12 protein-coding genes are annotated in these 13862 nt (G+C 72.8%); 9 read left to right on the forward strand and 3 right to left on the reverse strand.

Annotated elements, in window-relative coordinates; translation table 11 throughout:
• Positions 1 to 12: 12 nt before the first annotated feature.
• Positions 13 to 1335, reverse strand: coding sequence for a 6-phospho-beta-glucosidase (locus tag I5Q34_RS02470; RefSeq protein ID WP_199890390.1), 1323 nt, complete (start codon positions 1333 to 1335; stop codon positions 13 to 15).
• Positions 1336 to 1401: 66 nt separating this feature from the next.
• Here I5Q34_RS02470 and I5Q34_RS02475 point away from each other — a divergent pair, with 66 nt between their 5' ends.
• From I5Q34_RS02475 to I5Q34_RS02495, 5 genes are all read left to right on the forward strand, one after another.
• Complete coding sequence (locus I5Q34_RS02475; RefSeq protein ID WP_199890391.1) at positions 1402 to 2508, forward strand: carbohydrate kinase family protein; 1107 nt, start codon at positions 1402 to 1404, stop codon at positions 2506 to 2508.
• A gap of 139 nt (positions 2509 to 2647) precedes the next feature.
• Positions 2648 to 4756: a PhoH family protein gene (locus I5Q34_RS02480; protein WP_374192962.1), complete on the forward strand. Its 2109-nt coding sequence runs from the start codon at positions 2648 to 2650 to the stop codon at positions 4754 to 4756.
• A 12-nt stretch (positions 4757 to 4768) separates the two neighbouring features.
• Positions 4769 to 5266, forward strand: a complete 498-nt coding sequence (gene ybeY, locus I5Q34_RS02485; protein WP_199890392.1) for an rRNA maturation RNase YbeY — start codon at positions 4769 to 4771, stop codon at positions 5264 to 5266.
• Positions 5263 to 6600: a hemolysin family protein gene (locus I5Q34_RS02490; RefSeq protein ID WP_199890393.1), complete on the forward strand. Its 1338-nt coding sequence runs from the start codon at positions 5263 to 5265 to the stop codon at positions 6598 to 6600. The genes ybeY and I5Q34_RS02490 overlap by 4 nt, the downstream gene beginning before the upstream one ends.
• A gap of 54 nt (positions 6601 to 6654) precedes the next feature.
• On the forward strand, positions 6655 to 7071 hold the full coding sequence (locus I5Q34_RS02495) for an SRPBCC family protein (RefSeq protein WP_199890394.1): 417 nt from the start codon (positions 6655 to 6657) through the stop codon (positions 7069 to 7071).
• A 426-nt stretch (positions 7072 to 7497) separates the two neighbouring features.
• Here the strand turns inward: I5Q34_RS02495 and I5Q34_RS02500 are convergent, their stop codons facing one another.
• The gene (locus I5Q34_RS02500) at positions 7498 to 8883 is read right to left on the reverse strand and encodes an MFS transporter (RefSeq protein WP_199890395.1); all 1386 of its coding nucleotides are present in this window, start codon (positions 8881 to 8883) and stop codon (positions 7498 to 7500) included.
• A gap of 86 nt (positions 8884 to 8969) precedes the next feature.
• Between I5Q34_RS02500 and I5Q34_RS02505 the strand changes: the two genes are divergently transcribed.
• Positions 8970 to 9830, forward strand: coding sequence for a helix-turn-helix transcriptional regulator (locus I5Q34_RS02505; RefSeq protein ID WP_199890396.1), 861 nt, complete (start codon positions 8970 to 8972; stop codon positions 9828 to 9830).
• Here the strand turns inward: I5Q34_RS02505 and I5Q34_RS02510 are convergent.
• A complete protein-coding gene (locus I5Q34_RS02510; RefSeq protein WP_199890397.1) occupies positions 9814 to 11322 on the reverse strand; it encodes an MFS transporter in 1509 nt (502 codons plus the stop codon). The genes I5Q34_RS02505 and I5Q34_RS02510 overlap by 17 nt on opposite strands.
• A 153-nt stretch (positions 11323 to 11475) precedes the next feature.
• Here I5Q34_RS02510 and I5Q34_RS02515 point away from each other — a divergent pair, with 153 nt between their 5' ends.
• From I5Q34_RS02515 to era, 3 genes are all read left to right on the forward strand, one after another.
• The gene (locus I5Q34_RS02515) at positions 11476 to 12303 is read left to right on the forward strand and encodes a helix-turn-helix transcriptional regulator (protein ID WP_199890819.1); all 828 of its coding nucleotides are present in this window, start codon (positions 11476 to 11478) and stop codon (positions 12301 to 12303) included.
• Positions 12304 to 12329: 26 nt separating this feature from the next.
• On the forward strand, positions 12330 to 12683 hold the full coding sequence (locus I5Q34_RS02520; RefSeq protein ID WP_199890398.1) for a cytidine deaminase: 354 nt from the start codon (positions 12330 to 12332) through the stop codon (positions 12681 to 12683).
• A 68-nt stretch (positions 12684 to 12751) separates the two neighbouring features.
• Entirely contained in the window at positions 12752 to 13693 is a 942-nt protein-coding gene (gene era, locus I5Q34_RS02525; protein WP_199890399.1) for a GTPase Era, read from the forward strand.
• The last annotated feature ends 169 nt before the right edge of the window (positions 13694 to 13862 follow it).

Below are 13862 nucleotides of genomic sequence, written 5' to 3' on the forward strand. Positions count from 1 at the left end.
CTGGCGTAGGGGCTAGGCGCCCGCCCGGTCCAGGATCCGCGCCGCCACCGCCGGCGAGTCCACCAGCGGGTGGAGCGCCAGCGCCCGCAGCGCCGCGCGCGGGTCCTGTCCCGCCGCCGCGTCGATCACGCCCCGCTCCACCGCCTTGACCTGGAGCATCAGCCCGAGCTGGTCCTCGCGCAGCGGGGCGCAGGGCAGCGGCCGGGCGCCCTTGGCGCTGACCTCGCAGACGGTCTCGATGACCGCCTCGCGGTCGAGCTCCGGCACCGTGCCGCCATTGCGGACGTTGAGGATCAGCCGGGACCGCTCGTCCCCGGCCACGCCCCGCATCAGCGCGAGCGCCACCCGCTCGTAGCCGCCGCCCTCCAGGTCGCAGGAGTCGCGCTGCCAGCCGCCGCTCGCCGCGCGGCCGGCCTCCCCGTAGGTCTCCTCCCGCTCCAGCCGGGTGCGCTGCCACAGCTCGTACGCCCGCTCGGGCGCCGCCGCCGCCCGGTGGAAGAAGTCGCCCTGCTGGCGGTCGAGGAACTCGCCCCGGGTCTGCTCCGACTCCCTTACGGAGCGCAGGGTTTCGCGGCGGAAGTAGTAGTAGTGGAGGTATTCGTTGGGCAGGGCGCCCAGCGCCTGGAGCCAGGCCGCGCCGAAGAGCTTGCCCTCCTCGAACGACGTCAGCGCCTCGCCGTTGTCCAGGAGCCCCGGCAGCAACTCCCGTCCGTCCAGCGTCAACGACCGCAGCCAGCCGAGGTGGTTGAGCCCCACGTAGTCGTACGCGACCCGGTCGGGATCGGCCCCCGCGGCCTGCGCGGCCCGCTTGACCAGGCCGACCGGCGAGTCGCAGATGCCGATCACCCGCTCGCCCAGCACCGAGGCCATCGCCTCGGTCACCATCCCCGCCGGATTGGTGAAGTTGATGACCCACGCGTCCGGGGCGTTCTCCACCACCCGGCGCGCGATGTCCATGGCCACGGGAAGGGTGCGCAGGCCGTACAGGACGCCGCCGGCGCCGACGGTCTCCTGCCCCAACACCCCCTCGTCCAACGCGATGCGCTCGTCACGCACGCGCCCCGCCGTACCACCCACGCGGATGGCGGAGAAGACGAAGTCGGCGCTCCGCAGCGCCTCGTCGAGATCGTCCGCGATGCGCACGGAGGGTGCGCCGGGCACCCCGTCCGCCTGCGCGGCCAGTACCGATTTGATCACTCTGGCGCGCATCGAGTCCGTGTCGAACAGCACCAGTTCGGTGACGCGGCCCGGCGCATCGCGCCGCGCGTCGTCGAGAAGGGCCCGGTGCACCAGGGGCACCCGGAATCCGCCACCGCCGAGAATCGTCAGCCTCATGGCCGGAACGTACCGCAGCTTCGGGCACACTGTCCGAACCGCACCCCCGAGAGGAGTAGCGAGAAGATGACGATCCCTTCCGACCGCGCCGCAGGTGCCCCGGTCCTCGATCCCCTCGCCGGTCTGCGTACCGCGGGCGGACCGGAGTTCGACGTCTACCTCACCGGCACCGTCTTCCTCGACATCATCTTCACGGGCCTGGACTCCGCCCCCGTGCGCGGCACCGAGTCCTGGGCGCGCGGGATGGGTTCGAGCCCCGGCGGCATCGCCAACATGGCCACCGCGCTCGCCCGGCTGGGCCTGCGCACCGCGCTCGCCGCCGCGTTCGGCGACGACATGTACGGCGAGTACTGCTGGGAGGCGCTCTCCAGAGGCGAGGGCATCGACCTGGGCCAGTCGCGCACCGTGCCCGGCTGGCACTCCCCGGTCACGGTCTCCATGGCGTACGAGGGCGAGCGGACGATGATCTCGCACGGCCACGAGGCGCCGCCGCCGGAGACGCCCGCGCCCGCCTCCCCGGTGCGCGCCGAGGCGGCCGTCGCCCTGCTCGAACCCGGCAGGCGGGAGGAGTGGATCGGCAACGCGGCGCGGGCCGGCAGCCGGGTCTTCGCCGACGTCGGCTGGGACGACACCGGCCGCTGGGACCCGGCCGACCTGGCCGACCTGGAGCACTGCGAGGCGTTCCTGCCCAACGCCGAGGAGGCCATGCGCTACACCCGCACCGACTGTCCGCGCGCCGCCGCCCGCGCGCTGGCGGAGCGGGTGCCGCTGGCCGTGGTGACCATGGGGGAGAAGGGCGCGTACGCCGCCGACGGGCGGACCGGGGAGACCGCCGAGGTGCCGGCCATCGTCGTCGAGGCGCTCGACCCCACCGGCGCCGGGGACGTCTTCGTCGCCGGCTTCGTCACCGGCACCCTGGCCGGCTGGCCGCTCGCCGACCGGCTGGCCTTCGCCTGCCTCACCGCGGCCCTGTCCGTCCAGGAGTTCGGCGGCTCGCTCTCCGCTCCCGGCTGGGTGGAGATCGCCGCCTGGTGGCAGCACGTGCGCTCCTACGACGACCAGTCCCGGGGCACCCTGCGCCGCTACGCCTTCCTCGACGGGCTGCTGCCCTGCGCCGCCCGGCCCTGGCCGCTGCGCCGGGCCCAGCCCACGCTGGGCTTCCGGGGCGCGTGACGCCTCCCGGGAGGCGCCGTAAATCCCCTCGGGCCCGTCCCGGCCCCGGCGTACCCTGGGCATTGACGGGGCGGCGCGGAACCGGGCCGCCGGAAGCACGTACACGGAAAGAGGGATGAGCAGGCCACAGAGCCGGCCCATGACTCAGACACCCACACGAGCGCAGCAGGCAGCCCGGCAGGAAGACCGGCAGCAAGCCCGGCAGGCACAGGCCCGCTTCACGGTCCCGGCGAAGCACCCGATGGTGACCGTTCTGGGCTCCGGGGACAGCCTCCTGCGCGTGATCGAGGACGCGTTCCCGGCGACGGACATCCACGTACGGGGCAATGAGGTCAGCGCGACGGGGGACCGGGCGGAAGTCGCCCTCGTACAGCGCCTGTTCGACGAGATGATGCTGGTGCTCCGGACCGGTGCGCCGATGACGGAGGACGCCGTGGAACGCTCGATCGCCATGCTGCGCGACGAGGAGGGGCAGAGCGAGACGCCGGCGGAGGTGCTCACCCAGAACATCCTCTCCAACCGCGGCCGCACCATCCGCCCCAAGACGCTCAACCAGAAGCGCTACGTCGACGCGATCGACAAGCACACCATCGTCTTCGGCATCGGCCCCGCCGGCACCGGCAAGACCTATCTGGCCATGGCCAAGGCGGTCCAGGCCCTGCAGTCCAAGCAGGTCAACCGGATCATCCTGACCCGGCCGGCGGTCGAGGCGGGCGAGCGGCTGGGCTTCCTGCCCGGCACGCTGTACGAGAAGATCGACCCGTATCTGCGGCCGCTCTACGACGCGCTGCACGACATGCTCGACCCGGACTCGATCCCGCGGCTGATGGCGGCGGGGACGATCGAGGTGGCGCCGCTGGCGTATATGCGGGGTCGCAGCCAACCGATCTTTACGAACGTCCTAACTCCGGACGGATGGCGCCCAATCGGTGACCTCCAGGTCGGCGATCTGGTCATCGGCTCGAACGGCGAGCCGACCCCGGTCCTCGGCGTCTATCCGCAGGGCGAGCGGGACATCTACCGCGTCACGGCTCAGGACGGCTCCTGGACCTTGTGCTGCGGCGAGCACCTGTGGACAGTCAGGACGCGTGACGACAAGCGTCGCAACAAGCCGTGGCGGGTCCTGGAGACCCAGGAGATGATCGGCAACCTGCGGGCGGCGCACTATCGCCGGTACGAGCTGCCGATGCTCACGGCGCCGGTGTGCTTCCCGGAGCGTGAGGTTCCGCTGGACCCTTACGTCTTGGGGCTGCTGCTCGGCGATGGGTGCGTCTCGGGGCACCGTACTCCTTCGTTCACCACTGCCGATCCGGAGCTGGTCTCCGCGCTGGAGACAGCGGTGCCTGGCGTCAAGGTGCGGTCGCGTGGCGGATACGACTACCTCATCAACCGGATGCCGACACCTCGCGATGCTGAAGGGGGCCTGCTGACCCACCCGCTCAAGCAGGCACTTCGTACCTTGGACCTGCTCGGCAGCAAGTCGTACTCCAAGTTCGTGCCGGACAACTACCTGTTTAACTCGGCCGACGTCCGTCTCGCTGTGCTGCAGGGTTTGCTCGACACCGACGGAGGGCCGGTCACGCAGAAGGACCGCACATGCCGGATCCAATACACGACGACATCGATCCTGCTCCGCGACGATGTCATTGCCCTAGTCCAGTCGCTGGGAGGCGTCGCCTACACCCGGCGGCGCATGGCCGAGGGGCGTAACCCGAGCACCGCAAGGGGAGCCCACCGTCGAGACGCCCACATCATCGACATCCGCCTCCCCGAAGGCATCGAGCCCTTCCGTCTCGCTCGCAAGCGGGACAAGTACCACGAGGCTGGAGGCGGCGGGCGTCCGATGCGCTTCATCGACAGCATCGAACCGGCGGGCCGTGAGGAGACCGTCTGCATCCAGGTGGCAGCCGAGGACTCGCTGTACGTCACCCAGGACTACCTGCTGACGCACAACACCCTCAACGACGCCTTCATCATTCTCGACGAGGCGCAGAACACCAGCCCCGAGCAGATGAAGATGTTCCTCACCCGGCTCGGCTTCGACTCCAAGATCGTGATCACGGGTGACGTCACCCAGGTCGACCTGCCCGGCGGCACCAAGAGCGGCCTGCGTCAGGTGCAGCAGATCCTGGAGGGCGTCGAGGACGTCCACTTCGCCCGTCTCACCAGCAACGACGTGGTCCGGCACAAGTTGGTCGGCCGTATCGTGGACGCGTACGAGAAGTACGACAGCCGCGAAGGAAAGTAGTCACTGAGCACGATGTCGATCGACGTCAACAACGAATCCGGCACGGAGGTCGACGAGCGGGCGATCCTCGACGTGGCCCGCTACGCGCTGGCCCGGATGCGCATCCACCCGCTCTCCGAGCTGTCGGTCATCGTCGTCGACGCCGAGGCCATGGAGCAGCTGCACATCCAGTGGATGGACCTGCCCGGCCCGACCGACGTGATGTCCTTCCCGATGGACGAGCTGCGCCCGCCCGCCAAGGACGACGACGAGCCCCCGCAGGGGCTTCTCGGTGACATCGTGCTCTGCCCGGAGGTCGCCAAGCAGCAGGGCGAGGCGGCCCCCACCGGGCACTCCATGGACGAGGAGCTCCAGCTCCTGACCGTCCACGGCGTCCTGCACCTCCTCGGTTACGACCATGAGGAACCCGACGAGAAGGCCGAGATGTTCGGCCTCCAGGCGGCGATCATCGACGGCTGGCGCGCCGAGCGCGGGATCGAAGGGGCCTCCCCGGCTCCCACGATCACGTGACCGGCCAGCTGATCGCCGCGGCGGTCCTCCTGCTCGTCGTCGCCTGGCTCGCGGCCTGCGCCGAGGCGGGCCTGTCCCGCACGACGCGGTTCCGCGCCGAGGAGGCGGTGCGGCTGGGGCGGCGCGGCAGCGCGAAGCTGATGGCCGTCGCGGCCGACCCGACCCGCTACCTCAACGTGGCGCTGCTGGTGCGCGTCGCCTGCGAGATGGCGGCCGGGGTGCTGGTGACGTACGTCTGCCTGCACGAGTTCGACGCCACGTGGAAGGCGCTGACCGTCGCCGTCGCGGTGATGGTCCTCGTCTCCTACGTGGCCGTCGGCGTCTCCCCGCGCACCATCGGCCGCCAGCACCCGCTGGGCACCGCGACCGCGGCCGCGTACGTCCTGCTGCCGCTCGCGCGGATCATGGGGCCGGTGCCCCGGCTGCTGATCCTCATCGGCAACGCCCTCACCCCCGGCCGCGGCTTCCGCATGGGCCCCTTCGCCTCCGAGGCGGAGCTGCGGGCGATGGTGGACCTGGCGGAGAAGGAGTCGCTGATCGAGGACGACGAGCGCCGTATGGTGCACTCCGTCTTCGAGCTCGGCGACACGCTCGTGCGCGAGGTGATGGTGCCGCGCACGGACCTCGTCGTCATCGAGCGCGGCAAGACCATCCGGCAGGCGCTGACGCTGGCGCTGCGCTCCGGCTTCTCCCGGATCCCGGTGACCGGGGAGAACGAGGACGACGTCGTCGGCGTGGTCTACCTGAAGGACCTGGTCCGCCGGACGCACATCAACCGCGAGGCCGAGTCCGAGCCGGTCTCCACCGTGATGCGGCCCGCGGTCTTCGTGCCCGACACCAAGAACGCCGGTGACCTGCTGCGCGAGATGCAGCAGCAGCGCAGCCACTGCGCGGTCGTCATCGACGAGTACGGCGGCACGGCCGGGATCGTGACCATCGAGGACATCCTCGAGGAGATCGTCGGCGAGATCACCGACGAGTACGACCGCGAGCTGCCGCCGGTGGAGGAGCTGGGCGAGGGCCGCTTCCGGGTCACCGCCCGGCTCGACCTCGGCGATCTCGGCGAGCTGTACGGGCTGGAGGACCTGGACGACGAGGACGTGGAGACCGTCGGCGGGCTGCTGGCCAAGTCCCTGGGCCGGGTGCCGATCGCCGGCGCGACGGCGGACGTGCCGCTGCCGTCGGCCGAGCGCGGCACGGATCCGTCGCTGACGGCGCTGCGGCTGACGGCGGAGGCGCCGGCGGGGCGGCGGAACCGCATCGTGACGGTGCTGGTGGAGCCGGTGCGGGGTTCCGCTGCCGCGGAGGCGGGGCCGGGCGGCGGAATTTCCTGACCCGTTTCCGGGTCGTGCGCATGTGTGGGGCGGTGGGGGGTTACCCACCGCCCCATGAGCGACTTCGAACGCACCCGTACCATCGCCGCCCGTCCTGAGGCCGTCTTCGAGCGGGCCTGTGACCTGGACCGGCTGGAGCGCTGGCTCCCCGGGGAGCTCCACGTCCACGCCGACCGGCCGCCGGTGGTCACCGTCCACGAGGACCGCACGGGCGACGACGCCGAGGCCCTCGTCCGTCCGGACCGGGACCGGCTCCGGCTGGAGTGGGGGACGAGCGAGGACCGGCGGTACACGGGGTGGCTGCAGGTGGCGGGGGGCGCCGCCGGCAGTGGCAGCGAGGTGACGGTCCATCTGTCGTTCGGGCCGGGGTCGCACCGGCCGGTGGACTCGGTGGTGGAGGAGGCGCTGGAGCGGAGTCTGGAGCGGTTGGAGGAGCAGGTGCGGGGGTTGGGGGCGGGGCGGGGGGAGTGAGCCCCCGGCCCTTCCCCAGAGGGGGCACCCCCACTTTCACCGTTTCCTCCGGTGCTGGGCCCCGGGGCCCAGCACCGCGCTCCGCGCGGTGGGTGCGGGGGCTTCGCCCCTGCGCCCCCGCCGGGGCTCCGCCCCCTGCGCCCTGCTTCGGGGCTCCGCCCCGGACCCCGTATCGCGGCTTCGCCGCTCGTCCTCAAACGCCGGACGGGCTGAAGTGCGCGCCCGCGGGCGCGCAATCCAGCCCGTCCGGCGCTTGAGGACAGCGCCCGAAGGGCGCTTCGGGAGTGCAGGGGGCGGAGCCCCCGCTCACCGCGCGGAGCGCGGTTCAGGGGTCCAGGGGGCGGAGCCCCCGGTCAACGCGGCGCAGCCGCGTTGCGGGTCCCGGGGCTTGCCCCGGAGGAAACGGTGAAAGGGCGGGGCGGGGGCTCACTCCGCCCTGCGGGCACCACCCCGCAAGCCCAGCGCCACCCCCAACCCCGCGAGAGCCACCACCACCGCATCCAGCCCCATCGCCCCCCTCAGCCCCCACCCCGGAACCACCACACCCACCACCGGAATCCCCACCGTCGTCCCCAGCTGCTGCGCGCTCGTCACCAACGCCGTCGCCAGGCCCTGTTCGTCGTCCGGCGCGCCCGACGTGGCCGTCACGCCGTAAGCCACCACGGCCCAGAGGTTGCCGACGACCCCGGCCGAGGCCGCCGCCAGGGCCGCCCACGCCGCGGCCGGGCCCGTGCCCAGCCACACCAGCGGCGCCGTCGCGACGGCCTGGAACAGCAGCGAGCCGACCAGGACCCGGCGCGCGCCGAAGCGGGCGACGACCCGGGACGCCGTCATCCCCGCGAAGGCCGCGAAGAGACCCTGCACACCGAAGAGCAGCCCGGTGCGGAAGGCCGACAGGCCCAGCACGTCCTGGAGGTACAGGGTGAGCAGGAAGATCAGCGCGGTCATCGTCGACACCGTGGCCAGCCCGCCGAGGTTCCCCCACGCCACCGTCCGCCGCCGCAGCATCGACAGCGGGACCAGCGGGTCGGCGACCCGGGATTCGGCCACCGCGAACGCGGCCAGCAGCCCCAGCCCGGCGGCCAGCGCCACCACCACGTCCGCGTCGCCGAAGCCGCGCTGCGCCGCCGAGGACAGGGCGTAGACCAGGCACAGCAGCCCGCCCGTGACGGTGACCGCGCCGGGCACGTCCGGCCGCGCCGGGCGGGGGACCCGTGAAGGTGCCGGCACGGCGGACGACAGCAGGAGCACCCCGAGCCCCGCCACCGCCAGCAGCCCCATCGTCGAGCGCCAGCCCAGCGCGTCCGTCATCACCCCGCCGAGCACCATCCCCGTGGTGTACCCCAGCGACAGCAGCGTGCCGCTGATGCCCAACGCCCGCTCGCGCAGCGGGCCTTCGGGGAAGGACGTGGTGAGCAGGGCCATCCCGGTCGGCACGATCAGCGCCGCCGCCACCCCCTGCAGGGCCCGCCCGGCCAGGAAGGACGCGGCGTCCGGGGCGAGCGTCACCAGCACCGAGGCCGCGGTGAAGACCCCGAGGCCGAGGAGGAAGAGCCGGCGCCGCCCGTACCGGTCGGCGAGCCGGCCGAAGAGCAGCAGGAGTCCGCCGGAGGGCAGGGCGAAGGCGGTGACCGCCCACTGGAGGCCGGCCCGGCCCATGCCGAGGTCGGAACCCAGCGCGGGCAGCGCCACGTTGAGGATCGAGAAGTCCAGCGTGACGACGAACTGGGCGGCGCACAGCACCAGCAGGGTCAGCCGGGCACGGCCGGACAGGGCGGGACGGGCGGGGGGAGAGAGGACATCGACAGGCATGGGCCCCACCCTCCGGCCGCCGGAATACCCGTGGGGAGAGCGTGTTGATGGGGGTAGCCACAGCACCAGCCAGGAGAACCGGAACCATGACCGCCCGCACGCCGACGACGCCGGCCCGCCGCCACGACCTGCGCCGCTTCCTGATGAGCCGCCGGGCGAGGGTCAGCCCCGCCCAGGCGGGACTGCCGCCCGGCGGCGGGGCGCGGCGGACGCCGGGGCTGCGCCGGGAGGAGGTCGCGGTCCTCGCCGGGGTGGGCACGACCTGGTACCAGTGGCTGGAGCAGGGGCGGGAGATCACCGTCTCCCCGCAGGTGCTGGACGGCGTGGCCCGGGTCCTGCGGCTGTCCGCCGTCGAGCGGCGCCATCTGTACGTCCTGGCCGGGCTCAACCCGCCGCTCCTGGAGTCCGGTGAGCCGCCGGACAGCCTCTGCCCGGGGCTGCGGCGGCTGATCGATGCCTGGCTGCCGAACCCGGCGCACATCATGGACGCGCACTGGAACACCGTCGCCCACAACGCGTCCGCCGCCCTCGTCCTCGGCCTGGTCCCCGACGGTCGTCCGCACAACTGGCTGTGGCACTACTTCACCGACCCCGCCTACCGCTCGCGTGCGGCGAACCGTGAGGAGAGCGCCCGCCGCGTCGTCGCCCAGTTCCGCGCCTCGTGCACCGAGCAGCCGGACGCCTCGCGGGCGGCGGAGCTCGCGGAGCTGGTGCGCGAACTGTCCGCTGCCAGCGAGGAGTTCGCCCGGCTGTGGGAGGGCGGCGACGTCCGCCCCGAAGGGCAGCTCGTCAACGAGCTGGAGCATCCGCTCGTCGGAAGGCTCGCGTTCGAGAGCAGCCCGCTGCGGATCCCGTCGCGGCCGGACCTGACGATCGTGGTGCACGATCCCGTGCCGGGCAGCGGCACCGCCGAGAAGGTGGCCGCCCTGCTCAACGGCCGCCCGTAGCAGCGGACTTCGTACCGGTACGGCGGCGCAGTCCCACCGCCACCAGCACCGCCACCGCCGCGACCACCGCCGCGTCCACGCCCAGCCCCAGCTTGATCCCGCTCAGCGTCGCCGGGGCGAAGCCCTCGCCGTCCGAGCGGAGGGCGGCCGTCCGCGCCGAGGCCAGCGCGCTCAGCAGCGGGATGCCGATGGTGATGCCGACCTGCTGCGAGCTGGTCACCAGGCCGGTGGCCAGGCCCTGTTCGCGGTCCGCCAGACCCGACGTCGCGGTGACCCCGTACGCCACGATCGCCCACAGGTGCCCCACGACCCCCAGCGAGACACCCACCAGCGCCAGCCAGGCGCCCGACTCCTCGCCCACGCCGAGCAGCATCGCCGTGCAGACGGCCTGGACCAGCATCGAGCCGACCAGCGTCGTACGGGTGCCGAAGCGGGCGATGACCCGGGACGCCGTCATCCCGGCGACCACCGCGAACACGCCCTCGACGCCGAAGATCAGCCCGGTGCGGAAGGCCGAGAGGCCGAGCACCTCCTGGAGGTAGAGGGTGAGCAGGAAGACGACGGTGCTCATCATCGAGAACGTGGCCAGCCCGGCCAGGTTGCCGAAGGCGACGGTCTTCCGGCGCAGCATCGGCAGCGACACCAGCGGCTCGGCGGCCCGCGACTCGACGAGGACGAACGCGACGAGCAGCGCGAGCCCGGCGATCAGGGTGACGAGGACGTCCGCGCCGCCGAAGCCGCGCTGGGCGGCGGTGGACAAGGCGTAGATGAGGGAGAGGAGACCGCCGGTGACGGTGACGGCGCCGGGCAGGTCCAGGCGCGGCCGGTCGGGGATGGGGGCACCTCCCATGCCCTTAAGGCTATGGGGGAGGGACTCGGTCAGCAGGCCGGGGGCGAGCAGGAGGACGCCGACGCCGGCGACGCCGAGCAGCCCCATCGTCGAGCGCCAGCCGAGCCCGTCGGTCATCACACCGCCGAGGACCATGCCGACGGTGAAGCCGAGCGAGAGCAGGGTGCTGCTGATGCCCAACGCCCGCTCGCGCTGCGGCCCCTCGGGGAACGTCGTGGTGAGCAGGGCCATGCCGGTCGGCACGATGGCCGCCGCGCCCAGCCCCTGCAGGGCCCGCCCGGCCAGGAAGGACGCCGGGTCCCAGGCCAGCGTGGCCAGGACCGAGGCCACCGTGAAGAGGGAGAGCCCGGCGAGGAAGAGCCGGCGCCGGCCGTACAGGTCGCCGAGGCGGCCGGAGAGCAGCAGGAAGCCGCCGGAGGGCAGGGCGAAGGCGGTGACGGCCCACTGGAGGTCGGCCTGGCCCATGCCGAGGTCGTCGCCCAGGGCGGGCAGCGCCACGTTGAGGATGGAGAAGTCGAGCGCCACGATGAACTGCGCGGCGCACAGCGTCAGGAGGGTCAGCTTCGCGCGGGCGGTCATCCGCTCGTCCGCCGTCGGAGGGGCGGCGGTCGCGGTGGGGGAGAGGGACGTGTCGGTCGGCATGCGACCACCCTCCGGCGCGCGGAATACCGGTGGGGAGTCGGCGCTTATGGTGGTGGTCGCACCACCAGGTACGAGGGGGAACCGTTGACGACCGCGACGACACGCGTGACCGGTGCCGGAGCGAACCGCCGTTCCGAGCTGCGCGACTTCCTGATGAGCCGGCGGGCCCGGGTCAGCCCGGCGGAGGCCGGCCTGCCGGACGGCGGGGCCCGCCGGCGGACGCCGGGGCTGCGCCGCGAGGAGGTCGCCGTGCTCGCGGGGGTCGGCGCGTCCTGGTACCAGTGGCTGGAGCAGGGGCGGGAGATCACCGTGTCCCCGCAGGTGCTCGACGCCGTCGCGCGGGTGCTGCGGCTGTCCGGCACCGAGCGCCGCCACCTGTACGTCCTGGCCGGGCTCAACCCGCCGCTGCCCGACTCCGTGGTCGAGGACCCGGAGTACATGTGCGACGGCCTGCTGCGCCTGCTCGACGGCTGGATGCCGAATCCGGCGCACGTCATGGACCCGTACTGGAACACCGTCGCGTACAACGAGTCGGCCGCCCTGGTGATGGGCTTCCGCCCGGAGATCCGGCAGAACTGCCTGATCTCCTTCTTCACCGACCCCGTCTACCGCTCGCGCGCGGCGAACTGGGAGGAGAACGCCGAGTGCGTCGTCGCCCAGTACCGCGCGGCCTGCTCGGAGCGCCCGGGGGACGAGGGCTTCGAAGTGATCGTCGGGGAACTCGCCGCGGAGAGCCCGGAGTTCGCGGAGCTGTGGGCCCGCAACGACGTGGAGCCCGCCGGGCTGCTGACGAAGGAGTACGCGCATCCGGTCGCCGGCACGCTGTACTTCGAGAACAGTCCGCTGCGGGTCCCCGCCCGGCCGGACCTGACGATCGTCCTGCACAACCCCGTGCCGGGGACGGGGACCGCGGAGCGCGTGGAGTGGCTGAACTCGCCCGAGGGGCGGCGGGGGATGTACGCGGTCCCGTCGGCGAGCTGAGCGGAGCGCCTGTTTATCCTCGGGCCATGACGGACATCAGCGCGCTCGACCCCGAGGACCGCAAGCTCATCACGCTCGCCCGCGCCACCCGGGCCCGCAACGGCGTCCCGGAGGGGGCGGCCGTACGGGACGAGACCGGCAGGACGTACGTCGCCGGGACCGTCGCCCTGGACTCGCTGCGGCTGAGCGCGCTCGCCACGGCCGTGGCCATGGCGGTGGCCGGCGGGGCGAAGTCGCTGGAGGCGGCGGCGGTGGTCACCGAGGCGTCCGCCGTCCCGGAGGCCGACCGGGCGGCCGTGCGGGACCTGGGCGGGGCGGGGACGCCGGTGCTCCTCGCGGGGCCGGACGGCACGCCCTCGGAGGTCGTCAGCGCGGGCTGACCGGCCGCTGACGGGACCGCGGCGGCCTCTGGTCGGCACAGGGCGGGCGATCAGGGAGAATATTCCTCATGGACAGAGCCTCCTCCCCCTCCCAGGCGCCCCACCGCGCGGGCTTCGCGTGCTTCGTCGGCCGCCCCAACGCGGGCAAGTCGACCCTGACCAACGCTCTGGTGGGGACGAAGGTCGCGATCACCTCGAACCGCCCGCAGACCACGCGGCACACCGTGCGCGGCATCGTGCACCGTCCGGACGCCCAGCTCGTGCTGGTCGACACCCCCGGTCTGCACAAGCCACGCACCCTGCTCGGCGAGCGGCTCAACGACGTGGTGCGGACCACCTGGGCCGAGGTCGATGTGATCGGCTTCTGCCTGCCGGCCGACCAGAAGATCGGTCCCGGTGACCGCTTCATCGCCGGGGAGCTCGCCGGGATCAAGAAGACCCCGAAGGTGGCCATCGTCACCAAGACCGACCTGGTCGACTCCAAGACCCTGGCCGGGCAGCTGCTGGCCGTCCAGCAGCTGGGCGAGGAGCTCGGCATCGAGTGGGCCGAGATCGTTCCGGTCTCCGCCACCGGGGGCAAGCAGGTCTCCCTGGTGGCCGACCTGCTCGTCCCCCTGCTCCCGGAGAGCCCCCCGCTCTACCCCGAGGGCGACCTCACGGACGAGCCCGAGCAGGTCATGGTCGCCGAGCTGATCCGGGAGGCGGCGCTGGAGGGCGTGCGCGACGAGCTGCCGCACTCCATCGCGGTCGTCGTCGAGGAGATGCTGCCGCGGGAGGACCGTCCGGCGGACAAGCCGCTGCTCGACATCCACGCGAACCTCTACATCGAGCGGCCCAGCCAGAAGGGGATCATCATCGGTCCCAAGGGGGCGCGGTTGAAGGAGGTCGGGATGAAGTCGCGCAAGCACATCGAGGCGTTGCTGGGCACGCCGGTGTATCTCGACCTTCATGTGAAGGTCGCCAAGGACTGGCAGCGCGACCCGAAGCAGCTCCGGAAGCTGGGCTTCTAGGTCTGCCCCCGCCCCGCCCTTTCACCGTTTCCTCCGGGGCCGGGCCCCGGGGCCCGGTATCGCGCTCCGCGCGGTGGTGCGGGGGCTTCGCCCCCTGCGCTCCTGCCGGGGCTTCGCCCCGGACCCCGTGTCGCGGCTTCGCCGCTCGTCCTCAAGCGCCGGACGGGCT

Source organism: Streptomyces sp. AV19, assembly GCF_015999245.1.
Lineage (GTDB): Bacteria > Actinomycetota > Actinomycetes > Streptomycetales > Streptomycetaceae > Streptomyces.